The sequence below is a fragment of the Methylobacterium sp. Leaf361 genome, from assembly GCF_001424445.1.
Classification (GTDB): Bacteria; Pseudomonadota; Alphaproteobacteria; order Rhizobiales; family Beijerinckiaceae; genus Methylobacterium.
This window is the reverse complement of sequence record NZ_LMPY01000002.1, coordinates 131,286-153,273: the sequence shown is the minus strand read 5'-3', so window position 1 is coordinate 153,273 and position 21,988 is coordinate 131,286. Positions and strand designations below refer to the sequence as shown.

The following is a 21,988-nucleotide window of genomic DNA, read 5'->3' as shown; positions in this document are numbered from 1 at the left end:
GCTCAAGCGCGCTCGATGCGCGGGTCGAGGGCGGTCTGCATCACGTCCACCAGCAGGTTGAGGAGCACGAAGAACATCGCCAGCACGAGGATCGAGCCTTGGAGCAGGGGCAGGTCGCGCTGGAAGATCGCGGCGTTGAGAAGGAAGCCGGTGCCCGGCCACGCGAACACGGTCTCGACCAGGATCGAGCCGCCGAGCAGGTAGCCGAGCTGCAGGCCCATGATGGCGAGCGCGGTCGGGGCGGCGTTGCGCACGACGTGGCGGAACACGCCGCGCTCGTCCATGCCCTTTGCGCGCAGGGCCTCGACGAAGTCCTGGGACAGGATGTCGGCCACCAGCGCCCGGACCGTGCGGGCGATGATGCCCATCGGGATCACCGACATCGTGATGGCCGGCAGGATCAGGTAGCGCAGGTGCTCGAAGTCGGGCCGCCAGTTGCCGGAGCCGTCGGGCCCGGCCCCGGTGGGCGGCAGCCAGCCGAGATTGGCCGAGAACACGATCACCAGGACCATGCCGAGCCAGTAGTGCGGCACGCTCACGCCGAAGACCGACACGGCCGAGGCGGCCCGGTCGGCCAGGGAGTTGCGGTGATAGCCCGCCACGAAGCCGAACAGGGTGCCGAAGGTGAAGCCGATCACGGTCGCCACCGAGGCCAGGATCAGCGAGTTCACCACGGCGCGGCTGACCTCGCCGAGCACCGGCCGGCCGGTGGCGATCGAGGTGCCGAGATCGCCGTGCAGCACGTGCCAGAGCCAGATCAGGTACTGGACCGGCAGCGGCTTATCGAAGCCGTAGGCGGCCCGCATCTCGTCGATGGTGGCCTGGGTGGCGTCGGCGGGCAGGACCGCGCTCAGGGGATCGCCCGGCGCGAGGTGGACGAGGAGGAAGCAGACGACGCTGACCCCGAACGCCACGGGCGTCACGTAGACCAGCCGTTTGAGGATGTAGAGCAGCATTCAAGGGCCTGTTGTCGACTCAGCCGAGACTATTCCCCTCCCCCTTGTGGGGAGGGGTCAGGGGTGGGGGTGGTTCAGGAGGCACCGCAACGCCCTATCCTGCACCACCCCCACCTCCGGCTCCTCCCCACAAGGGGGAGGAGAGAGGCGCCCCTTTACGCTACCGCCCCGCGGTCGCCATCGTAATCTTCGAGAAGTCCTGGAACCAGTTCTGCGCCTGGACGAAGCCCTTCACCTTGGGGCTCATCGCGCGCGGATTGACGTCGTGCGTGATCATGATGAACAGCGCGTCGTCGACGTACTTCTCGTGGACCTTCTCCAGGACCTTCGTCTGCTCGGCCTTGTCGAAGGTGTTGCGGACCTGATCGAACAGCTTGTCCATCGCCGGGTCACAGTAATAGCCCCAGTTCGTACCGTTCGGCGGGGCGAAGTTGCACTGCAGGTGCCGGATGAAGCCGGTGAAGGGGTCCTGGATGAAGTAGGAGTAGTTGATCGCCGAGACGCCGCGCGAGATGTCGGCCTTGGCCCCGGCCCGCCAGATGTTGATCAGCGTGTTCCACTCCACGACCTCGTAATCGACCTGGATGCCCACGTCGGCGAGGTTCTGCTGGACGAACTCGTTCATCGGCAGCGGCTGCATCTGGCCCGAGCCCGAGGCCGAGATCGCGACCTTGAGCTTCAGGGGCTTGGCCGCGCTGTAACCCGCCTCGGCCAGCAGCTTCTTGGCGGCCTCCGGGTCGTACTTGATGTCGAAGGTCGGGTGGCCGAACCACTGGTGGCCGGGCGGCATGAAGCCCTTGGCGGGGATCGCGAGGCCGCCGAGCAGCTCCTTCAGGCCCTCGCGGTCGATGGCGAGGTTCGCGGCCTTGCGGACGCGGATGTCGTTCCAGGGCGAGCCCTCGACGCGCGACAGGTGCCACGTCCAGTTATGCGGGTAGGCGTTGGTGACGATGGTGAAGCCGGCGCTCTTGAGCGAGGCCACGGCGTCCGGCGCCGGCGCCTCGATCCAGTCGACCTGACCGGAGCGCAGGGCGGCCGTCCGGGCGTTGGCCTCCGGCAGCGGGATCAGCACGAGCTTGTCGAGCTTCGGCACGCGGTCCTTGTCCCAGTACTCCTTGAAGGGGACCATCTCGGCGCGCTCGCGCGGGGCGAACAGGGTCAGCTTCCACGGGCCGGTGCCCGAGGGCTGCTTGGCGAAGGCGTCCCAGGACTTGCCGAGCTTCTCCCACTGGGCCGGCGACGACATCATGATCCAGGCGATCTGGTAGGGCAGCGTCGCGTCGGGGGCCTTGGTGGTGATCTCGACGGTCAGCGGGTCGACCACCCGGTAGCTCGCGACCGCCGGGATGCGGGTCTTGCCCTGCGCGGACTGGCGCGGGTCGTATTGCGGCGCGTCGGCCTTCAGGAGCTTGTCGAGGTTCCAGACCACCGCGTCGGCGGTGAAGTCCGAGCCGTCGTGGAATTTCACGCCCGGGCGGAGCTTGAAGGTCCACTTGGTCTTGTCGGTGGCGTCGACGCCCCAGCTGGTGGCGAGCCCCGGCACGAGGTCGGAGGCCAGCTCGGCGCTCGACAGGTCCCAGTTGATGAGGCCGTCATAGACCGTGTAGCCCATGAACCGCATACCCTCGCCGCCGTTGTCGGTCTGGCCGGTGGTCAGCGGGATGTCGGAGGCGGTCATGCCGATCCGCAGCGTCCCCTGCGCGAGGGCAGCGGTGCTCGCGGAGAGCGCCAGGGCGCCGGCCAGCGCGGCACGGGCGCCGAGTTTTCTCAGACAGGACAGCATCTTGGGTCGGGTACTCGCGTTGGTCCGCGCCAGACGGCGCGGAATACGCTCGACCGTATGCAAGCCCGCGGCCACACGCCCCCGCCGGGGCGCGGGCCGCTCCGCGGCTAGTCCGCGTCGATCAGACTCACGTGGGCTGCGACCACCCGCCAGCCCTCCGGAAAGCGCGCCCAGGTCTGGCTCTGGCGACCGATCTTCTCCGGCGCGCTGGCGCGGGTGAACAGCGTCATCGCGGTGGCGAAGTCGCGCCCGTAGGTGGTGATCTGCGTCCGCGCCAGGGTCCGCTCCAGGCCCACCGGGGAGCGGGCCCGGCGGAAGGCGCGGATCGCGTCCATGCCGTAGAGGTTCTCGCCGATCCCGTAGCGGATGGTCAGCGGATCGTCCCGGAACAGCGCCTCCAGGGTCGGGACGTCGTTGGTGGTGAGCGCCGTCTCGTAGGCCCGGAACGCGGCCTCGACCTCGGCCTTCACGGCGGGATCGTCGATGATCATCGGGCAAGCTCCGCGATGGGCGCCGTGCTGACGCCGGTCCGTTCGAGATAGCGCGCCGCGCGCAGGACGAGATCCTCGCGCCAGGGGGCGGCGATGATCTGGACCCCCAGCGGCAATCCGGCGTCCAGCCGAACCGGCGCCGCCACGACCGGGAGGCCGATGAAGGAGATCGGCTGCGTGAACACCCCGATATTGGCGCGCACCGGCAGCGTCACGCCGTCGAGGACGAAGTGGGTCTGGCCGCCCCTCGGCGCGCGGCAGGGCGTGGCCGGGGCCAGGATCACGTCGACGGTCTCGAACAGCTCCAGCACCCGCGCCCGGTACCAGCGGCGGAACCGCTGCGCCCGCTCCACGTGGGGCGCCGGGATCATCGCCCCGGCGATCAGCCGGTCGCGCACCGCCGGGTCGAAATCCTGCGGCCGGGTGCGGAGACGGTCGAGGTGGAGCGTGGCGCCCTCCGCGGCGGTGATCAGGTAGGCGGCCGCGCGGGCGCGGTGAGCCTCCGGCAGCTCGACGGTGCGCCGCGCGCCGAGCGCCTCGGCGGCGCGCGCCACCGCCGCGAAGGCTTCCGGATCGCCGTTGCGGGCGAAATGGCCGCCGGCCACCGCGACGCGCAGGCCGTCGATCCCAGCCTCGAGCCGCGGCAGGACCGGCTCCGCCGGGCGGAGCGTCGCCACCGGATCGTCCGGATCGGGGCCCTGCATGGCGTCGTAGGCGAGCGCGAGATCGGTCACGCTCCGGGCCATCGGCCCGAGGTGGTCGAGGCTGCCCACGAAGGGAAAGCTCCCCGCGCGGGTCAGCCGGCCGTAGGTCGGCTTGAGGCCGTAGCAGCCGCAGAACGCGGCGGGGACGCGGATCGAGCCGTTCGTGTCCGAGCCCAGCGTGAGCGGCACCATCCCGGCGGCGACGGCCGCGCCCGAGCCGCCCGACGAGCCGCCGGTCATGTGATCCAGGGCGTGCGGGTTGTGGGCGTCGCCGTCGTGGATGTTCTCGCCGGTGAAGTCGTAGGCGTACTCGCCCATGTTGAGGGCGCCGACGAGGATCGCCCCCGCGGCCTCCAGGCGCCGGACCAGGGCGCCGTCCCGCTCGGCCGGCGGCCGCTCCCGGTTGATCTTCGATCCGGCGCGGGTCGGCAGGCCGTCGATGTCGATCAGGTTCTTCACCGCGAACGGCACGCCGGCCAGCGGGCCCGGCGACGCCCCGTCGCGGCGCGCCGCGTCCTGCGCGTCGGCCCGGGCCAGGGCGCGGGCGGACAGCACGTCGGTGAAGGCGCCGACCTTGTCGTCGAGGCGCCCGATCCGGTCGAGCGCCGCCGTGACGGCCTGCCGCGCGGTGGTCCGGCCATCGGCGATCGCTGCGGCGATCGCCGTTGCCGTCGAGGGATCGCTCGCGCTCACGCTTCGAACCTCGGGGCCGCGTCGATCTCGTCGGCGAGCGGGAAGGCCTCCACCAGCTCGGCCGCCGCGGCCAGGACGCGCAGATTCGCGGTCACCGGGGCGATCCACGCGGGGTCGAGGGTCAGGCCGAGGAGGGCCGCCGCGGCCGCGGCGTAGCTCTCGGGATCGTACGGGGGGCGGGTCTCGGACATGGAACTCCTCAGGCCGATCGCGCGGGACGCGATCGATCGCGGCAAGCAGGCCCTGTGCCGCGAGCCCGCGCGCAGTGCCGCGAACCGGCGCGCCTGCGTGCCTAGATCATAGGCAGGCAGGGACGTGCTGGCGATGGATTCGATGCGCTCCGATCCGCGTGCACAAGAATTAGGCGGCGGCGGGAGGACCGTTTCTGGGCACGCCCGCGCGCCGGAGCAGAATCGCGACCCATCGCGGGATCGAAGGTCCGGCAACGAATACGCTGTCGATTTTGCAGGTCTGCTTTGTGATAGAAGTATAGGTCCGTCCAGCGTACAGCTGCGCGACGGGCGCCGGGCGAACACGAATCTTGTCTTCGCCCGGCGCGCGACCCATCTTGGGCTGGCAGGCAAGTCCAGGGGATGGATGCGCGCCCACCTGTCGAGCACCGAAGCCCCTGCCGGCTGCCGGCCTGAGGTATTTCCGCACCGCGGGTCGAAACTCTTACAGAGTGGGCCGGGATTGTCGCCGGACCGGCTGCCTGCGCAGGTCTCGCCGATTGCATCTCGCGTGAAGCTCTGATTAAGGGCTCTGCGATCTTCGAACAATGGTCCGACCCGAGCGTTCAGACGCAGGCCGAACGCTCGGGTCGGACCATCGGTACAGCCGGTGGATCGGTGCGGTTCCGGGGCGCGGGGATGGCGTCGGAACCTGCAGACTCCGTACGTGCCCGGCCCCGCCGGATGTCCCCGCGACACGCGAGACGTACCCAACTGAGAAAGGTCAGATGAGCGCATTCGACTACAGGAATTTCGACGACCGTCGCCAGAACTCGCAGAACGCCAAGGCCGCCCTGCTGGCCAAGTTCAAGGCGCGCCCCCCGTCCGACGACCCCGAGGTGATCGCCAAGGCGAAGGCCCGCGCCGAGGTCGCCAAGGCCCGCGAGGAGCGCTCCCGCGAGCGCGAGGCCGCCCGGATCGCCGCCGAGCGGAAGGCCGCCGAGGAGAAGCGTCAGCGGGAGGAGGCGGAACTCGCCGCCCAGATCGCCCGCGAGGCCGCCGAGCTGGCCGCCGCGCAGGAGCGCAAGTCGGCCGACCTGGCCGCCAAGAAGGCCCAGCGCGACGCGCGCTACGCGGCCCGCAAGGCGAAGGTCAAGACCAAGCGCTGAGCGCAGGCCGTCGGCTCACCCGAGCTTCGGACGCCCACGACGCCCGCCCGCAAGGCGGGCGTCGTCGCGTTCGGGGGAGCGTGTCCGCACCCGGCAACCAACGCGCGCGGCAACGCGTTGAGGGCGGCCGAACCGCGACGCGCCCGTCCGGCGCGGGCAGCCGAGGCCGCGATGCTGTCCCGATCCCGACTGGTTCTCCCCGTGGTCCTCGTCCTCGCCGCGCTGCCCTTCGCCGTCGCGCCCCGGACGGCCCGCGCACAGGGGGCGGACTCGGTGATGGCCTGCGAGACGCTGATCGCCGCCCGGCGGATCGACGCGGCCTCGGGCAGCGGTGGCCCCGCTCCCTCGGAGGCCGGCTGTCGGCGGATCCCGCGCGGCGCCATCGGCACCGTGGAGCAGCGGGCCCTGATCGGCGGGGCGCCCTACGAGTGCCTGACCGTCGCCGGCGGGGGGCCGTGCCGCTGGATCGTGCCCTGACGCGAAGGCTGTCGATTATTGCCGGAGCCCGCACTCTGACCAAGCTTCACGGGTGATCGAGACGCTCTATCTGTGTCCTGAGCTAGTGAGGTCCGAACGTCAGTATGCCGAGTACCCTGGCAAGCACGCGCGTATCGATCGTGGCAGCGACCTGGATCGTCTCGGCCCTGGCCGGCGGGGCCGCCCGCGCGGAGCCGCCGATCCGGAGCGCGGAGGACGCGGCCTGCCGCAACGAGGCCCGCGCGAAGGTGTTCTCGGCGCCCAACCCGCAGGGTCTCGAACTCGAGGAGATCGGGCGCCGGATCTACTTCGCCTGCATGGACCGCGTCGCGAAAGCGGCCGCACCGGCGGCGAAGCGGGGTGGCCGGCGCCATCGGCACCGGCGGCATTGACCCGCGACGCGGGGGTCAGGCGTCGAGCGGCGCGCCGATCCGGGCGCGGAGCCGCAGCCGCAGGGCCTCGTGCCCGCCTTCGGCATCGAGGGCGGCCATCAGGCGGAGCAGCTGGCTGAGCGGGGTCGACCGGCTCTCGACCGCGTCGGCGATCTGCTCCGGCAGCGACTTGGCGACCGGTACGAAGCGCGGTGCCGGGCCGGCCTGGTGAGTCTGGGGCATGCGAGGCGCTCGTCCTTCGAAGGAGTCCAGATTGGCGGGCGGGTCGCTACGCCTTTCGATCGACGGGCACCAGTCCTTTTCGCGTGAATACGTAGCCGGCATCGCTCCGCGTCACCGCGCTGCAACAGCGTGGCGGGAATGTGTGGACGACGCCGGACCCGCCGCGGAATCCGCTTGCCGGGCCGGCGCTCAGCCGCCCGCCAGCGGCGACTCCGCGAATCGGTGGAGCAGATCCTCGGGGTCCCGATAGATCGCCGCGCAGCCGGCCGCCCTCAGGTCCGCCTCCGGAAAGCCGCCGCAGAGGAGGCCGACGGTGCGCAGGCCCGCCTTCGCGGCGGCCTCGGCGTCGTAGGGGGTGTCGCCGACGACGATGATCGCGTCGGGCGGGACGCCGTCGAGCTTCGCCAGGGCGGCCTCGAAGATGTCGGGGTGCGGCTTGGACCGGTCCGCGTCGTCCGAGCTCGTGGCGACGTCGACGAGGTCTCCGATCTTTAGGATCTCGGTGTAGTGCTCGACCTCGGAGCGCTTGCCCGACGAGGCGAGCGCGATCTTCAGCGCGGCGGAGCGGATGTGCTCGAACAGCGGCCGGACACCCGGGAACGGCCGGACCTCGGACAGGTAGCGCCGTTTGAACAAGTCGGAGCGGTAGGCCTCGATGGTCTCGCCCTCCCGCGCGATCCGCTCCTCCGACAGGAAGACCGGCATCAGCTCGTCGCCGCCCTTGCCGATCTGCCGGCGGACTTCGGCGAAGCCGGTCTGCACGCCGAAATGCGCGAAGGCCTCCACCCAGGCGCGGGCATGCAGGTCGACGCTGTCGAGCAGCGTCCCGTCGATGTCGAAGATCACCGCGCGCATCGCAGCCCCGTCGCGGAGCCCTGCGCCCGCATCAGGCCGGACAACCTGCCGGCGCCCGGCCTGTTCCGCGCCGGGCCCACGAACGACGGAAGCCCGCCCCTGCGCGAGGGGCGGGCTCCGGGAGAGGCCGTGGTGGCGCCGCGGCGCCGACCCTTCAGTGCATCGAGGCCGGGGTCCGGGCAGGCTTCGCCTTGGCGGCGAGGCCGGCGGTCACCGCGGCCTTGGAGGCGCGGGCGGGCTTCGGGGCCGCCGGCTTCGCGGCGGCCTTCACGGCCGCGGGCTTGGCAGCGGCGGTCTTCGACGCGGCGGGCTTGGCAGCGGCGGGCTTGGCAATGGCGGTCTTGGTGGCAGCGGTCTTGGCGACCGGCTTGGCGGCGGTCTTCACCGGCGCGGCCTTCGCGGCGGCCTCGACGGGCTTGGCGGCCTCGACCGTCTCGGACGCGGCGGCCGCGAGCATCGCGTTCGCGCGCAGCTCGGACTCGGCGCGGATCCAGTGGGCCGCAGCGTGCCCGTGAATCCGGCCCTCGTTCTCCCAGATGTAGTAGGCGCACTCGCGCACGTGGTGCTCGCTGATCAGCATGCGGTCGATCTCCTGTCCGTCCCGGGGACGACGATGGGAGAGCCGGGTTAAGCGTCGGTTAACCCTGCCGCCGGCGACCGGTCGCGGTGCGCGCGCGCTTCGGGCCGCCCTACTGGGCGATCCCCAGCACCCGCCGCGCCTCGGTCAGCAGCACGGCGTGCCGGGCCGCGCCCGGACCCTGATCCGGCGCCTCGCGGCCGGCCCGGGCGATCAGGTCCTGGAAGCGCCGCCGGTCGAGGGCCCGGTGTCCGATGCTGGCGAGGACCGCGCCCAGGACGATCCGGACCGCCTCGGTGCGCTCGTCGGCCATCGCGGCGGCTTCGGACGCGGCCGCGTTCGCCTGCGCGTCCACCTGCGTCTCGGTCCGCGCGGTCGTGGCCGCCTCCGCGCGGGTCTGCGCCTCCGCGAGCGCCGCGGCGAGGCGCTGTCCCTCCTGCCAAGCCTGGTCGTGCTGATGCGTGCGCAACGCGAGCAGCACCTTGAGCGAGGCCGCTTCCGCGCGCGCCGCGTCCAGCTTGGCTTGGGCCTCGCGCAGATCCTTCAGCAAATCCTGCGCGAGGGTCTGGTCCGCGGTCATGTCCACTGCCGGCTCCTCTGGCGTTCGACGGCGTTCGTCCTGTCGCGCCGTCGGCCGAATGTCCACTCTCGCGCGCCGGCGGGACCGGGCGACAGGTTGAGAAAATCCGATCGCCGGTCCACATGGGAGGCGGCGCCTCGCGGCGCCTGTCCCGGCCGGCTTTGAACCGGCGCAGCGGAGTATCGCCACCATGTTCATCCAGACCGAAGCCACGCCGAACCCGGCCACCCTGAAGTTCCTGCCCGGCCGCGTCGTGCTGGCGGAATCGACCTTCGAGGCGCGGGACGCCGAGGCCGCCGCCCGCTCGCCCCTGGCCGCGGCGCTGTTCACCGTCCCGGGCGTGGCGGGCGTCTATTTCGGCCACGATTTCATCTCGGTGACCAAGGCCGAGGACGGCTCGGACTGGGCGCAGGTCAAGCCGGCGATGCTCGGCGCGATCATGGAGCACTTCCAGTCCGGCGCGCCCGTGATGGCCGAGGGCGGCCACGGCGAGATCGAGCCGGGCGATGAGTTCTACGACGAGGCGGACCACGACACCGTCGTGACCATCAAGGACCTGCTCGAGACCCGGGTGCGCCCGGCGGTGGCGGGCGACGGCGGCGACATCACCTTCCGCGGCTACAAGGAGGGCGTGGTCTATCTGGAGATGAAGGGGGCCTGCTCAGGCTGCCCGTCCTCCACGGCGACCCTGCGGCACGGCGTGCAGAACCTGTTCCGGCACTTCCTGCCGGAGATCCGCGAGGTCCAGGCGATCTGAGGATTTGCGCCCGCGCCGCGGTGCGGGCGGCACGCCGGAGGGCCGGAACGGCCATCGGCTGCCCACCGGCTCCCGCCTTCGCGGCGGAGCCGGGGGCCTGTGCGCCGGACCCGTCCGAGGCCGCAGGCGCGCACCGGGGCAAGCCGGCAACACTCCACCGGTGATCCGCCCGGTGCGGGCGCCCCGCCGCTGACGAGGCGGCGGTTTTGCTCTAACGCTGGAGGCTCTTCGCGCCCGTCGCGGCGCAGGGAGGCAACCGACGGCGCGGACCGGCCTGTGGGAGTGAGCGTGCGTATCCTGGCCATCGACACAGCGCTGGACATCTGCGCCGCCTGCGTCATGGCGGAGGAGTCCGAGGCGCCCCTCGCCGCCGAGTCGCTGCCCATGGCGCGCGGCCACGCGGAATCCCTGCTGCCGCTGATCGAGCGGGTGATCGCCCGGGTCGAGGGCGGATTTGAGGCGATCGACCGGGTCGCCGTGACGGTCGGGCCCGGCAGCTACACCGGGCTGCGGGTCGGCCTGTCGGCGGCCCGCGCCATCGGCCTCTCGACCGGCAAGCCCGTCGTCGGCGTCGGCACCCTCTCGGCGCTCCTCGCGCCGCTCCTGGCCGACACCGTCGCGGGCACGATCGCCGCGGTGATCGACGCCCGCCACGGCGCCGTCTACGTGCAGGCCCTCGGGCCGAGCGACGGCCTCGCGCCCGCGCATCTCGCCGTCGAGGCGGCGGCCGAGCAGCTGGGCGACGGCCCGGTGGTGCTGACCGGCTCCGGCGCGCCGATGCTGGCTGCCGCGCTCGCCGCGCGCGGCGTCGCGGCGCGCGTCGCCCATGTCGGCGGTCCCGATATCGCGGCGGTGGCCTCCCTCGGCCTCGTCGCCGACCCGGCGCAGGCCCTGGCGCGGCCCCTCTACCTGCGGGGGCCGGATGCCCGGCCGCAGGACCACGCGCGGATCGCACGGCGATGACGCGCCCGCTGCCCTTCTGGCCCTTCGACTGGTGGTTCGCGTGGTGGGACGCGCTGACCCCGGAGCCCTACGTCGCGCCGCTCCGCGACGCCGCGCAGGCCCTTGCCCTCGCCCGCCTCCACGCGACCGCCTTCGCGCGGCCCTGGGACGCGCACGAGTTCGAGCGGATGCTCTGCGAGCGCTCGACCCACGCGCACGCCCTCTGGCGCGCGGGCGTGCTCCAGGGCTTCGTGCTCTCGCGCCGGGCCGCCGACGAGGCCGAGATCCTGACGGTCGTGCTGTCCCCGGCTCTGCGCGGCGGCGGCCACAGCCGCAAGCTGCTCCGCGAGCACCTGGCGAGCCTCGCCCTCGACGGCGTCGCCCGGGTGCATCTGGAGGTCGACGAGGGGAACGCCCCCGCCCTGCGGCTCTACGCCCGGCACGGGTTTCGGCAGGTCGGTTCGCGCACCGGCTACTATCTCAAGGCCGACGGCAGCCGGGCGACCGCGCTGACGATGAGCGCCGACCTGTGACGCCGTGAGCCGCCTCGGCATCGCCTGGCGCGTCGCGGCCCTCGCCCTCGCCTTCGCGGTGCTGGGACCGCCCCACTGGATCGCCCTGCGGCTCCTCGGCCGCCGCGCGACCCTGGCGCCGATCCTGTTCCACCGCGTCTTCCTGTGGCTGTTCGGGGTGCGGGTCACGCAGAGCGGGACGCCCCCGGCCCCCGGCGAGGCGGCGCTGGTGCTCGCCAACCACGTCTCGTGGCTCGACATCATCGCGGTGGGCTCGCTGCGGCCGCTCTCCTTCGTGGCGAAGTCCGAGATCGCCGGCTGGCCGCTGATCGGCGTCCTCGCGGGGCTCCAGCGGACGATCTACATCGACCGGCAGCGCCGCGGCGCGACCGCGAGCGTCAGCACCGCCATGGGCCACCGCCTGGCTGAGGGGGAGCTGGTCGTCCTGTTCGCGGAGGGGACGACCGGCGACGGGACCCGGCTCCTGCCGTTCCGCTCCTCCCTCGTCGGCGCCGCCCGCGCGGCGCTGCAGGCCGAGGCCGGGCGCGGACGGGTGCGCCTCCAGCCGCTCGCCATCGCCTATCCACGGCGCAACGGCCTGCCGGTCACGCGCGCCGAGCGCGCGGAGATCGCGTGGTACGGCGACATGGAGCTGGTGCCGCACCTCGCGACCTTCGTGCAGGGCGGCCCCATCGACGTGCACGTGGTCTGGGGCGCGCCGATCCCCTTCGAGGCGACCACCGACCGGAAGGTCGCCACCGCGACCGCCGAAGCCGAGGTGCGCGCGGCCCTGCGGGGCGCCGGCACGGGCGCCAGCACGGCCCCGGCACCCGACGCGCGGCCGGCCGCCCCGGAGATCGGTCTCCAGGGGCCGGAGATCGCGCCGGTCTGAACCCTCGGCGCTGCGCCGGACGCTGCTCCCGCGTCGGGATCCGGAGCCGGCGTGCCCGCGACCCCGGCACCGTGGGAGGCGCGCGCGACCTGCTTCTCCACGCCTAAGCTCCTGGACGCGAACGGAATCCTGTCTCAGCTCCAGACTTTACGCCTGTTCCGGACGGGTCTGATCCTTTCGAGACCAGCTCGTCGCTGTTCGACCGGACGGATCCGCCGATCCGCGCGAGAGTAAGCCGATGAAATCACCGTCAGAATACATGATTCAACGCATTGAGCGGCCGGAACACGTCTGCTAGCTAGGCCGCAATCCGGAACAGACGGAAATTATTGGAGGACGCCCGGTGCAAACCTGGAACCAGGTTTACGACCCGTTCGGGAGCCCGTGGCTCTCGACGCTCGCCGCTTCAGTGCCGGTCATCGCACTGCTCGCCATGATCGCCAGCGGGCGCGTGAAGGCGCATATCGCGGCCGTCATCGCCCTCGGCCTCGCTATGCTGGTGGCCATCGTCGGCTTCGGCATGCCGACCGATCTCGCCACCCGCGCCGCCATCCTCGGGATGGTCACGGGCTTCTTCCCGATCGGCTGGATCATCCTCAACGTCATCTTCCTCTACCGGCTCACGGTGGAGAAGGGCTGGTTCGCGATCCTGCAGCAGTCCGTGGCCGGCATCACGGCCGACCGGCGGTTGCAGCTGCTCCTGGTGGCCTTCGCGTTCGGCGCCTTCTTCGAGGGCGCGGGCGGCTTCGGCACGCCGGTCGCCGTCACGGGCGCCATCCTGATCGGCCTCGGCTTCTCGCCATTGGCCGCCTCCGGCCTGTCGCTGATCGCCAACACCGCGCCGGTGGCCTTCGGGGCGCTCGGCGCGCCGATCCAGGGCCTCGCCTCGGTGACCGGCTACCCGCCGGAGATCCTCGGCGCGATGATCGGCCGGCAGCTGCCGCTGTTCTCGCTGATCGTGCCGTTCTGGCTGATCTGGGTGTTCGCGGGCTTCCGCGGCATGATCCGGGTGTGGCCGCCGATCCTGGTCTGCGGCGCCTCCTTCGCGGTCGCGCAGTTCCTGATCTCGAACTACGTCAACCCGTGGATCGTCGATATCGGCGCCTCGCTCGCCTCGATGCTCGCGCTGGTGCTGTTCCTGAAGGTCTGGCAGCCCAAGGAGATCTGGTCGTCGCCGGCCCTGCGCGGCCACGATCCGTCGCTCGCCGTCGCCGGTCCGCGGCCCGTGGCGCTCGGCGCCGGCGTGCCCGGCACGCCCCCGGTCCATACCGGCGCCCGCACCGCCTCGCAGGGCGAGATCCTGATGGCCTGGGTGCCGTGGATCATCCTGTCGATCGTCGTGGCCATCTGGGGGACCGGCTGGTTCAAGGGCATCGTCAACCCGCTCTTCACCTGGAAATACGAGGTGCCGGGCCTGCACAACGTGATCATGAAGGTGCCGCCGGTGGTGGCCAAGCCGGTGCCGGAGGGCGCGGTCTTCCTGTTCACCTACATGTCGTACACCGGCACGGGCGTGCTGATCGCGGCGATCATCTCCGGCCTGATCATGCGGTTCTCGCCGCTGCGCCTCGTCACCGCCTACTTCGAGACCATCTGGGCCCTGCGCTACTCGCTCATCACCATCGCGGCGATGCTCGCGCTCGGCGTCCTCACCCGCTACGCGGGCGTCGACGCCACGCTTGGCCTCGCCTTCGCGGGGACCGGCATCCTGTACCCGTTCTTCGGGACGCTGCTCGGCTGGCTCGGCGTGGCGCTCACGGGTTCGGACACGGCCTCGAACGTCCTGTTCGGCGGCCTGCAGCGGATCACCTCCGAGCAGCTCGGCCTCTCGGGCGTGCTGATGGCGGCGGCGAACTCGTCGGGCGGCGTGATGGGCAAGATGGTCGACGCCCAGTCGATCGTCGTCGCCTCCACGGCCACCGGCTATTTCGGCCAGGAAGGCAAGATCCTGCGCTTCGTGTTCTGGCACTCGATCGCGCTGGCCTGCCTCGTCGGGCTGTTCGTGATGCTGCAGGCCTACGTGCCGTTCTTCCAGCAGATGGTCATCGACCTGCCCGCGGCGGCGCCGGCCGCCCACTGAGGCCGGTTCGACCGGCCAGCCTCTGACCGGCCGCCCGCGGGCGGCCGGTCGCGTTTCGGGCGCCGCGACGGCCCCCGCGATCCGTGCTACAGGCCGCGTGCCGGGCCCCGCGGGGCGGGTGCAAGGATCATCGGACGGTTCGGGACGGCGCGCGTTGAAGAAGGCTTTCGTCAAATCCTACGGTTGCCAGATGAACGCCTACGACGCGGCCCGCATGGCCGACGTCCTCGGCGCCGAGGGCTACACGGCGACCGACACGGTCGAGGACGCGGACGTCGTCGTCCTCAACACCTGCCACATCCGCGAGAAGGCCGCCGAGAAGGTCTATTCCGAACTCGGCCGCCTGCGCGTGCTCAAGGGTGAGCGGAAGGCGCAGGGCCTCGACACGCGCATCGTGGTCGCGGGCTGCGTCGCCCAGGCCGAGGGCGCCGAGATCCAGGCGCGCCAGCCCGCCGTCGACGTGGTCGTCGGCCCGCAGAGCTATCACCGGCTGCCGGACCTGCTGGCGCGCTCCCGCGAGCGCCGCGTCGTCGACACCGAGTTCCCGGTCGAGGACAAGTTCGACCACTTGCCCCGCCGGCGGACGCTGGGTTCGTCGGCCTTCCTCACCGTTCAGGAGGGCTGCGACAAGTTCTGCGCCTTCTGCGTGGTGCCCTACACGCGGGGCGCGGAGGTCTCGCGCTCCGTGGCGGCGGTGCTCGCCGAGGCCGAGAAGCTCGCCGACGGCGGCGTCCGCGAGATCACGCTGATCGGCCAGAACGTCAACGCCTATCACGGCGACGGCCCCGACGGCGCGCCCGCGGGCCTCGCCGACCTGGTGCGCGCGGTGGCGAAGATCCCCGGCATCGCGCGGATCCGCTACACGACGAGCCACCCGAACGACTTCGACGACGCCCTGATCCGGGCGCACGCCGAGGTGCCGGCCCTGATGCCCTACCTGCACCTCCCGGTGCAGTCGGGCTCCGACCGGATCCTCGCCGCGATGAACCGCAAGCATACCGGCGACCAGTACCGCCGGCTGATGGACCGGATCCGCGCGGCGCGGCCCGACATCGCCCTGTCCTCCGACTTCATCGTCGGCTTCCCCGGCGAGACTGACGCGGACTTCGCCGAGACCCTGCGGCTCGTTCGCGACGTCGGCTTCGAGAGCGCCTTCTCGTTCAAGTACAGCCCGCGCCCCGGCACGCCGGCCGCCGACCGCACCGATCAGGTGCCGGAGGCCGTGATGGCGGCCCGGCTCGCCGAGCTGCAGGCGCTCCTCGACGGCCAGCGCCACGCCTATCAGCGGGCGGCCGTCGGCCGGGTCTTCGACGTTCTGGTCGAGAAGCCCGGGCGGCATCCCGGTCAGGTCGCGGGCAAGACGCCGCACCTGCTGGCCGTCCAGTTCGACGCCGCGCCTCACCATATCGGACAGGTCGTGCCCGTGCGGATCACCGAGGCGGGGTCCAACAGCCTGTTCGGGGAACTCGTCTCCGCGGCTGCGGCGGCGTGAGGAGCGGAGCGGTCGGGATGATGGCGAGGATGGCGGCTTGAGCGCGTCGGACGGTGCGGGCGCGCGCGGCGCGCTCAAGGGGCGCGGCCCGGCGGCGCGGCCGGCCGGATCGGACGAGGCGGTCGAGGTGCCGCTGACCTTCGACGACAACCGCCTCGCGAGCCTCGTCTTCGGCCAGTACGACCAGAACGTCGCCCATATCGAGCGCCGGCTGGAGGTCACCGCCACCGCGCTCGGCAACCACCTCGTCATCAAGGGGCCGGCCGACGCCGCCGAGACGGCGCGGCGGGTGTTCCAGAAGCTCTACGCCCGGGTGCGAACCGGCGGCAGCACGCTGACCCTCGGCGACGTGGACGGCGCCATCCGCGAGGCTACGGCGCAGGCGACCCTGTTCCCGGCCGAGGTCATCGCGGCCGAGGCCGACAGGCCGCATTTCGAGCAGATCGCTACCCGCAAGCGTGGGGCCGTGCGGGCGCGCAACCCGGCGCAGGACGCCTACATCAAGCTCCTGCGCACCAACGAGCTGGTCTTCGCCGAGGGCCCGGCCGGGACCGGCAAGACCTGGCTCGCCGTCGGCCACGCCGTGTCGCTCCTGGAGCAGGGCCATGCCGAGCGGCTGATCCTGTCCAGGCCCGCGGTCGAGGCCGGCGAGCGCCTGGGCTTCCTGCCGGGCGACATGCGCGAGAAGGTCGACCCCTACCTCCGCCCGATCTACGACGCCCTGTACGACTTCATGGAGGCCCGCCACGTCGATCGCGGCCTCCAGACCGGCCAGATCGAGATCGCGCCGCTCGCCTTCATGCGCGGCCGAACCCTCACCAACGCGGTGGTGCTGCTCGACGAGGCGCAGAACACCACCTCCATGCAGATGAAGATGTTCCTCACCCGCCTGGGCGAGGGCTCGCGCATGATCATCACCGGCGATCCGAGCCAGATCGACCTGCCGCCGGGCCAGAAATCCGGCCTCGTGGAAGCGGTCAGCGTGCTGGAGGACGTCGAGGGGATCGGGCACGTGCGGTTCAAGGACGTCGACGTGGTCCGCCACGACCTCGTCCGCCGGATCGTGACCGCCTACGAGCGCGCCGCCCACGGCAGCGCGGAGGCCGACCGCAACCCGAATCCCCGTCGCCGGCCCCTGGCGTGACCATGCCCCACGAGATCGACCTCGCCGTCGAGGACGCGCGCTGGGAGACGGCGGTTCCGGACCTCGAGGCCCTCGTCACCCGCGCCGTCGAGGCCGGGCTCGCCGTCGCCCCCGAGAGGCCGGACGGACCCGTCGAGGTCAGCGTCCTGCTGACCGACGACGCCGCCGTTCAGGAACTCAACCGGACCTGGCGCGGCAAGGACAAGCCTACCAACGTCCTGTCCTTCCCGGCCACCCCGCAGCCGCGGCATGCCGGGACCGCCGCGCCCCTCGGCGACGTGGTCCTTGCGTACGAGACCCTGGTGCGCGAGAGTGCCGAGCAGTCGAAGCCGCTCCAGAATCACCTCGCCCACCTCCTCGTCCATGGCACCCTGCATTGTCTCGGTCAGGACCACGAGATCGGCGAGGCCGAGGCCGATGCCATGGAAGCCCTCGAGGTCGCGGCACTCGCGACCCTCGGCATCCCGGATCCCTATGCCTGAGCGCGCGACGTCCGAGCGACCCCAGACCCGAGAGACATGAGCAACGATCGAAGTCGCGGCGCGGCCCTGGCCGCGCCCAGTTCCACCGAGGGCGAGTCCCAGCACCGGGAGCCCTGGTACGACCGCCTGCTCCAGGCGCTCCATCTCAAGCCGCGCGATTCGCTGCGCGAGGGTCTTGAGGAGGCGCTGGCGGAGCCGGACGCCGGCGAGAGCGGCCTCACCCCGCTCGAGCGCGTCATGCTCAAGAACGTCCTCGGCCTGCACAAGGTGCGCGTCGACGACGTGATGGTCCCCCGGGCCGACATCGTCGCCGTCTCGAACGACACGAGCCTCGGCGAGTTGCTCAAGCTGTTCCGCACGGCCGGCCATTCCCGGCTGCCGGTCTACGGCGAGACCCTCGACGATCCCCGCGGCATGGTCCACATCCGCGACCTCGTCGACCACATCGCCGCCAAGGCCGAGCCGGCCCGCCGCAGCGCGCCCGCCGTCTCGAAGCCCGCCGAACTCGCGGTCGGCGGCGCGGCGGACGCGCCGGCCGCGCCGCGCCCGCGCCGGCCGGCGTCGCGCCTGCCGCGCGGCCTGGACCTCGGCAAGGTCGATCTGACGACCACGCTGGCGGCGGCGCGCATCCAGCGGCCGGTCCTGTTCGTGCCGCCCTCCATGCCGGCGATCGACCTGCTGGTGCGGATGCAGGCGACCCGCACCCACATGGCGCTGGTCATCGACGAGTACGGCGGCACCGACGGGCTGATCTCCATCGAGGATCTGATCGAGGTCGTGGTCGGCGATATCGAGGACGAGCACGACGTTGCCGAGGACAAGTACGTCCAGCGCGTCGAGGGCGAGGGCGAGGTCTTCGTGGCCGACGCGCGCACGCCGCTGGCCGAGGTCTCCGAAGTGACGGGCGTCGACCTCGTCGCGGCCGTCGGCGAGATGGCCGAGGAGATCGACACGCTGGGCGGCATGATCGTGACGCTGGCGGGCCGCGTCCCGTCGCGCGGCGAGCTGATCGCCGGCCCCGGGGACCTCGAGTTCGAGGTGCTCGACGCCGATCCGCGCCGCCTGAAGCGGCTCCGGTTCCACAAGGGCGCGGCGCGCATCGGCAATGTCGTGCCGCTCGCCCTGCCGCCGCCCGCGAACGCCCCGGTCGCCGAGACGCCGCACCCGTGACGGTCGCGGCGTGACGGGTCTGGTGGACGGTTTCGCCCGGTTGCCCGCGGCGGCCGGCGCACCGATGCGCGGGCCGATGCCGGGCCCCATGTCCGATCCGGAGCGGGCGCGCGTGCCCGGCGCGGTGCTGGCGATCGCGCGCCTGACCGGCTGGCGCCGGCTCGGGTTGGCGTGGCTCGCCGGCGCCCTGGGCGCGATGGCCATGCCGCCCTACGGGCTCCTGCCGGCGCTCGCGGTCTCCCTGACGGTCGCGGTCTGGCTGCAGGACGGGGCGGCCGCCGGCCGGACGACGGTCCGGCGATTCGCCCCCTGCTTCCTCATCGGCTGGGCCTGGGGCTTCGGCTACCTCACCGCCGGACTCTGGTGGCTGGGCCAGGCCTTCCTGGTCGAGGCCGACGAGTTCCTCTGGGCCCTGCCGCTCGGCGTGATCGGCCTGCCCTTCGTCCTCGGCCTGTTCTACGGCGCCGGTTTCGGCGCCGCGGGCCTGCTCTGGGGCCGCGGCGCGGCGCGGATCGCCGCCCTGGCCTTCGGGCTCGGCGCGGCCGACTGGCTGCGCGGCCACCTGTTCACGGGGTTCCCCTGGAACACCCTCGGGATGGCGCTGGCCCAGAACCTCTGGCTGATGCAGGGGGCGGCGGCGATCGGGCTCTACGGCCTGTGCATCCTGGCCGCGCTGGTCTGCGCGGCGCCCGCGACGCTCGCCACCGGCGCGAATCCGCGTGCCCGGTTCGGGCCGAGCGCCGCCGCCGCGATCGTGCTCGCCGGCCTGGCGCTCTACGGGGCCGAGCGACTCGGTCCGCCCGACCCGGTGGTCGCGGGTGTCCGGCTGCGGCTCGTCCAGCCCAACCTGCCCCAGGACGCCAAGTTCAGGCCCGAGAACCGGGCCGACATCGTCGACCGCTACATCGAGCTGAGCCAGCGCCCGACGGAGACCGGCGCGCCGGAACCGACCCACATCGTCTGGCCGGAATCGGCCTTCCCGTTCCTGATCCAGCGCGACCCCGACGCCCTGGCCAAGGTGGCGGCCGGACTCAAGCCCGGGCAGCACCTGATCACCGGGGCGGCCCGCGCCGAGGAGCCGCTACCGGGCGAGCGCCTGCGCTTCTACAACGCGGTCCTGGTGATCGGCCCGGACGGCCGGATCTCCGACAGCTACGATAAGGTCCACCTCGTCCCGTTCGGGGAGTACCTCCCCGCGCCCCTCGACGCCGCCCTGCGGGCCGTGGGGCTGCGCCAGTTCGTGGCGATTCCCGGCGGGTTCTCGGCCGGGACGCTCGCCGGGCAGCGGATCCTGACGGTGCCGGGCCTGCCGCCGGTCGCGGCGACGATCTGCTACGAGGCGATCTTCCCGGGCGCGATCCTGCCCGCCGGGCACGCCGCGCCGTCCCCGCAGCCGCCGGGGCTGATCCTGAACGTCACCAACGACGCGTGGTTCGGCGACACGCCGGGGCCGCGCCAGCACCTAGCGCAGGCACGCCTGCGCGCCGTCGAGGAGGGTCTGCCGCTCGTGCGCGACGCCAATACCGGGATCTCCGCGGTGATCGACCCGCACGGCCGCGTCGTCGCCCGCACCGCGCTCGACACCGAGACCTGGCTCGACGCCGACCTGCCCGCCCGCATCGTCGGCGGCACGCTCTACGGTCAGTTCGGCGACGCCGCCTTCGCGCTGATGCTGGCCGCCTGCCTGGGCGGAGCCGTGATCGCGCGGCGGCGGCCGTGAGCGCGGACCGGGCGATCGCCAACCGGTTCCTGCTCGGCCTCGCGCTGATGCTGGTCGCGTTCAACCTGCGCCCGGCGCTGAGCACGGTCGGCCCCCTGCTGGCGACGATCCGGGACGGCACGGGGCTCGGCGCCGGCGGCGCCGCCATCCTCACGACGCTGCCGGTCCTGTGCCTCGGCATCGCCTGCGCGCTGGCCGCGCCGTTGATCCGCCGGATCGGGCCCGACCTCGCCGTGCTCGCCGGCTCGACCATCCTCGTCGCCGGCCTGACGCTCCGCGGTCTCGGCGGCCTCGTGCCGCTCTTCGCCGGCACGGCGCTCGCGGCCATCGGGATCGGGCTCGACAACGTCCTGCTGCCGGCGCTGGTGAAGCGCGATTTCGCCGGCAACGGTGGCCTGATGACCGGCCTCTACACGATGACCCTGTGCCTCGGCGCGGCCGCGGGCGCCGGGGCTTCGGTGCCGGTGGAGCACGCCCTCGGGGGCGGCTGGCCCTCCGCCCTGGCGATCTGGTCGCTGCCCGCGCTGGTGGCGGCCTTCGTGTGGATCCCGTTCGCCCGCCGCACCGCCTCGACCGCCGCGCCCTCGGCCGGGCGGTTGCTCCGCAACCCGCTGGCGTGGTGGGTGACGGGCTTCATGGGCCTGCAATCGTCGCTCGCCTACATCCTGTTCGGCTGGCTGCCGCTGCTGCTGCAGGGCCGCGGGCTGACGCCGCTGAATGCCGGGCTCTACGCCTCGCTGGCGACGCTGGTTCAGGCGCCGGGCGCCCTGCTCGTTGCCATGCTGGCGGCCCGCGCCCGCGACCAGCGCGCCTGGATCGTCGTGATTCCCGGCCTGACGGCCGCCGCCTTCGTGGTCCTCGCCTTCGGGGCGGAGTCCCTGCGGATTCCCGCCGCCTGCGCGCTGGGCTTCGGGATCGGCGGCTGCTTCGGGCTGGGCCTGACCCTGATCGTGCTGCGCGCGGCGGACGCGGCGAGCGCCGCCGGCCTCTCGGCCATGGCGCAGGGCATCGGCTACACCTGCGCCGCGCTGGGGCCGCTGGTCTTCGGTCTCGCCCACGAGGCGACCGGCGGCTGGGCCGTGCCGGGCGCCCTGTTCGTCGGCATCACCGTCGCGGCGATCCTGATCGGGCTCGCCGCCGGACGCGACCGGAAGGTCAGCGCGGCCGAACCCGAGCCGCGGGATCCGGCCGCTCAGCCGCCGACCGAACTCCAGCCGGCGAACCCGGCCAGCGGTTCCTGATCGTAGCGGGCCATCAGGTCGGTCATCGCGGCGGCGTCGCCGAGCCGTCCCTCCGCGGCGAGGCGGGCCAGACCCTCGAAGAAGCCCTCGCGGCCGAGCGCCGGCGCGAAGCTCAGCGTGAAGCGCACCGGGCGGTCGCCCCGATTGGCGAAGGCGTGCGCGACGCCGGGCGGGATCAGCGCGAAGTCGCCCGGTCCGAGGTCGTGATCCGCACCGTCGACGTGGAGGGCGAGCCGGCCGGCCTCGACCGAGAACGTCTCGGTCAGCCGGGCGTGGCGGTGCAGTCCCGCGCCCGGCGTCCGGGGATCCATCGCGACGCGGTAGATGCCGAGGCCGTCGCCGGTCTCGTCGCTGCGCGCGAGATAGGAGACCCGCATGCCGCCGATGACGGCGTTCGGGCCGGGCCCGCGGTGCACGACACTCGCCATCTTCGCCCCCGTCCGTCCCGCAAACGAGAACCCCGCGCGGCCGGGTGACCGCGCGGGGC

General features: G+C 72.6%; 24 protein-coding genes. 14 read left to right on the top strand and 10 right to left on the bottom strand.

All coding sequences use genetic code 11. From position 1 onward, the window contains the following. Positions 1–2: 2 nt before the first annotated feature. The 5 genes from ASG32_RS03365 to ASG32_RS03345 form a co-directional block, all read right to left on the bottom strand. Complete coding sequence (locus ASG32_RS03365) at positions 3–956, bottom strand: ABC transporter permease (protein WP_056522601.1); 954 nt, start codon at positions 954–956, stop codon at positions 3–5. Positions 957–1,116: 160 nt separating this feature from the next. Beyond that, on the bottom strand, positions 1,117–2,739 hold the full coding sequence (locus ASG32_RS03360; RefSeq protein ID WP_056522598.1) for an ABC transporter substrate-binding protein: 1,623 nt from the start codon (positions 2,737–2,739) through the stop codon (positions 1,117–1,119). Positions 2,740–2,846: 107 nt separating this feature from the next. Next, positions 2,847–3,230, bottom strand: a complete 384-nt coding sequence (hpxZ, locus tag ASG32_RS03355) for an oxalurate catabolism protein HpxZ (RefSeq protein ID WP_056522594.1) — start codon at positions 3,228–3,230, stop codon at positions 2,847–2,849. Then, complete coding sequence (locus tag ASG32_RS03350; protein WP_056522591.1) at positions 3,227–4,627, bottom strand: AtzE family amidohydrolase; 1,401 nt, start codon at positions 4,625–4,627, stop codon at positions 3,227–3,229. Before ASG32_RS03350 ends, hpxZ begins: the two co-directional genes overlap by 4 nt. Next, the gene (locus ASG32_RS03345; RefSeq protein WP_020093454.1) at positions 4,624–4,818 is read right to left on the bottom strand and encodes a DUF4089 domain-containing protein; all 195 of its coding nucleotides are present in this window, start codon (positions 4,816–4,818) and stop codon (positions 4,624–4,626) included. Before ASG32_RS03345 ends, ASG32_RS03350 begins: the two co-directional genes overlap by 4 nt. A 767-nt stretch (positions 4,819–5,585) precedes the next feature. On the opposite strand from ASG32_RS03345, the gene ASG32_RS03340 reads away from it, so the two are divergent. The 3 genes from ASG32_RS03340 to ASG32_RS03330 all read left to right on the top strand — a co-directional run bounded on the left by ASG32_RS03340 (position 5,586) and on the right by ASG32_RS03330 (position 6,835). Beyond that, positions 5,586–5,966 carry a DUF6481 family protein gene (locus tag ASG32_RS03340; RefSeq protein WP_020093455.1) on the top strand — a complete coding sequence of 127 codons (381 nt, stop codon included), beginning with the start codon at positions 5,586–5,588 and terminating at the stop codon, positions 5,964–5,966. A gap of 171 nt (positions 5,967–6,137) precedes the next feature. Beyond that, positions 6,138–6,443 (top strand): hypothetical protein, encoded by a 306-nt coding sequence (locus ASG32_RS03335; protein WP_056522588.1) that lies wholly within the window; start codon positions 6,138–6,140, stop codon positions 6,441–6,443. A gap of 104 nt (positions 6,444–6,547) precedes the next feature. After that, positions 6,548–6,835: a hypothetical protein gene (locus ASG32_RS03330; protein ID WP_056522583.1), complete on the top strand. Its 288-nt coding sequence runs from the start codon at positions 6,548–6,550 to the stop codon at positions 6,833–6,835. Positions 6,836–6,850: 15 nt separating this feature from the next. Here ASG32_RS03330 and ASG32_RS03325 read toward each other — a convergent pair whose 3' ends face one another. From ASG32_RS03325 to ASG32_RS03310, 4 genes are all read right to left on the bottom strand, one after another. Then, positions 6,851–7,057 carry a hypothetical protein gene (locus ASG32_RS03325; protein ID WP_056522580.1) on the bottom strand — a complete coding sequence of 69 codons (207 nt, stop codon included), beginning with the start codon at positions 7,055–7,057 and terminating at the stop codon, positions 6,851–6,853. Between the two features lie 189 nt (positions 7,058–7,246). Then, entirely contained in the window at positions 7,247–7,912 is a 666-nt protein-coding gene (locus tag ASG32_RS03320) for an HAD family hydrolase (protein WP_056522577.1), read from the bottom strand. Between the two features lie 154 nt (positions 7,913–8,066). Then, positions 8,067–8,492 (bottom strand): DUF2934 domain-containing protein, encoded by a 426-nt coding sequence (locus ASG32_RS03315; protein WP_056522574.1) that lies wholly within the window; start codon positions 8,490–8,492, stop codon positions 8,067–8,069. 109 nt (positions 8,493–8,601) lie between these two features. Next, on the bottom strand, positions 8,602–9,069 hold the full coding sequence (locus ASG32_RS03310; RefSeq protein ID WP_056522717.1) for a hypothetical protein: 468 nt from the start codon (positions 9,067–9,069) through the stop codon (positions 8,602–8,604). Between the two features lie 190 nt (positions 9,070–9,259). On the opposite strand from ASG32_RS03310, the gene ASG32_RS03305 reads away from it, so the two are divergent. The 11 genes from ASG32_RS03305 (at position 9,260) to ASG32_RS03255 (ending at position 21,501) form a co-directional block, all read left to right on the top strand. Beyond that, positions 9,260–9,826: a NifU family protein gene (locus ASG32_RS03305; protein WP_056522571.1), complete on the top strand. Its 567-nt coding sequence runs from the start codon at positions 9,260–9,262 to the stop codon at positions 9,824–9,826. Positions 9,827–10,114: 288 nt separating this feature from the next. Continuing rightward, positions 10,115–10,789: a tRNA (adenosine(37)-N6)-threonylcarbamoyltransferase complex dimerization subunit type 1 TsaB gene (tsaB, locus tag ASG32_RS03300; RefSeq protein WP_056522714.1), complete on the top strand. Its 675-nt coding sequence runs from the start codon at positions 10,115–10,117 to the stop codon at positions 10,787–10,789. Next, entirely contained in the window at positions 10,786–11,301 is a 516-nt protein-coding gene (locus ASG32_RS03295) for a GNAT family N-acetyltransferase (protein WP_056522568.1), read from the top strand. The genes tsaB and ASG32_RS03295 overlap by 4 nt, the downstream gene beginning before the upstream one ends. A 4-nt stretch (positions 11,302–11,305) precedes the next feature. Further along, positions 11,306–12,172: a lysophospholipid acyltransferase family protein gene (locus ASG32_RS03290; protein ID WP_056522567.1), complete on the top strand. Its 867-nt coding sequence runs from the start codon at positions 11,306–11,308 to the stop codon at positions 12,170–12,172. 343 nt (positions 12,173–12,515) lie between these two features. Next, positions 12,516–14,252 carry an L-lactate permease gene (locus ASG32_RS03285; protein WP_056522564.1) on the top strand — a complete coding sequence of 579 codons (1,737 nt, stop codon included), beginning with the start codon at positions 12,516–12,518 and terminating at the stop codon, positions 14,250–14,252. Between the two features lie 154 nt (positions 14,253–14,406). Next, complete coding sequence (gene miaB / locus ASG32_RS03280; protein ID WP_020093466.1) at positions 14,407–15,744, top strand: tRNA (N6-isopentenyl adenosine(37)-C2)-methylthiotransferase MiaB; 1,338 nt, start codon at positions 14,407–14,409, stop codon at positions 15,742–15,744. Between the two features lie 127 nt (positions 15,745–15,871). Beyond that, positions 15,872–16,888 (top strand): PhoH family protein, encoded by a 1,017-nt coding sequence (locus tag ASG32_RS03275; protein WP_244435166.1) that lies wholly within the window; start codon positions 15,872–15,874, stop codon positions 16,886–16,888. A 2-nt stretch (positions 16,889–16,890) separates the two neighbouring features. Continuing rightward, positions 16,891–17,370, top strand: a complete 480-nt coding sequence (gene ybeY, locus ASG32_RS03270; protein WP_056522561.1) for an rRNA maturation RNase YbeY — start codon at positions 16,891–16,893, stop codon at positions 17,368–17,370. Positions 17,371–17,406: 36 nt separating this feature from the next. Then, on the top strand, positions 17,407–18,540 hold the full coding sequence (locus ASG32_RS03265) for a hemolysin family protein (RefSeq protein ID WP_056522559.1): 1,134 nt from the start codon (positions 17,407–17,409) through the stop codon (positions 18,538–18,540). An 88-nt stretch (positions 18,541–18,628) separates the two neighbouring features. Then, entirely contained in the window at positions 18,629–20,260 is a 1,632-nt protein-coding gene (gene lnt, locus ASG32_RS03260) for an apolipoprotein N-acyltransferase (protein ID WP_244491784.1), read from the top strand. Then, positions 20,257–21,501, top strand: coding sequence for an MFS transporter (locus tag ASG32_RS03255; RefSeq protein WP_056522556.1), 1,245 nt, complete (start codon positions 20,257–20,259; stop codon positions 21,499–21,501). The genes lnt and ASG32_RS03255 overlap by 4 nt, the downstream gene beginning before the upstream one ends. Here the strand turns inward: ASG32_RS03255 and ASG32_RS03250 are convergent. Further along, positions 21,453–21,929: a cupin domain-containing protein gene (locus ASG32_RS03250; RefSeq protein ID WP_056522552.1), complete on the bottom strand. Its 477-nt coding sequence runs from the start codon at positions 21,927–21,929 to the stop codon at positions 21,453–21,455. The genes ASG32_RS03255 and ASG32_RS03250 overlap by 49 nt on opposite strands. Between the last annotated feature and the right edge of the window lie 59 nt (positions 21,930–21,988).